1 protein-coding gene is annotated in these 740 nt (G+C 54.3%); it reads right to left on the bottom strand.

Annotation, left to right across the window (positions count from 1 at the left end):
* On the bottom strand, positions 1–740 hold a 740-nt coding region (locus tag QN359_RS19790; RefSeq protein WP_323493631.1), incomplete at both ends, for an Ig-like domain-containing protein.

The following is a 740-nucleotide window of genomic DNA, read 5'->3' on the forward strand; positions in this document are numbered from 1 at the left end:
GTATTTGAACTGTTGTAAGTGATGGTGCCATAACTACCGCCGCTCAAAGTTGAGCTCGCTGCATTGGTCAAGCTGTTACCCATGCCGATACTGGCTGTGCTCGGTGTACTGAAACTCACGATACCAAGCGGCAGACTTGTTACGGTCAAGCTGTAGCTTTGTGTGGCTTGCGCATTCACCCCAGTCACCGCTGCTTGCGTCGATGTGATCGTAGCGTTGCCGGCGCTGATCGGTGTAATCACACCGCTGGCACTGACCGTTGCTACTGCGGTATTTGAACTGCTGTAAGTGATAACACCATAACTGCCGCCACTCAAAGTTGAGATTGCGGCATTCGTCAAACTGTTTTGTACACCCACACTGGCGGCACTCGGCGTGGCAAACGTCAGTACCGGTTGTGGCAAGGCTGTTACTGTCAAGCTGTAAGTCTGGGTCGCTTGCGCATTCACCCCAGTCACCGCCGCTTGCGTGGCCGTGATCGTACTAGCGCCAGCACTGACTGGTGTGATGACACCGCCGGCACTGACCGTTGCTACTGCGGTATTTGAACTGCTGTAAGTGATGACACCATAACTGCCGCCACTCAAAGTTGAGATTGCGGCATTCGTCAAACTGTTTTGTACACCTACACTGGCGGCACTCGGCGTGGCAAACGTCAGTACCGGTTGTGGCAAGGCTGTTACTGTCAAGCTGTAAGTCTGGGTCGCTTGCGCATTCACCCCAGTCACCGCCGCTTGCGT

Source organism: Undibacterium sp. 5I2 (genome assembly GCF_035019605.1).
In the GTDB taxonomy this organism is placed as follows: domain Bacteria; phylum Pseudomonadota; class Gammaproteobacteria; order Burkholderiales; family Burkholderiaceae_D; genus Undibacterium.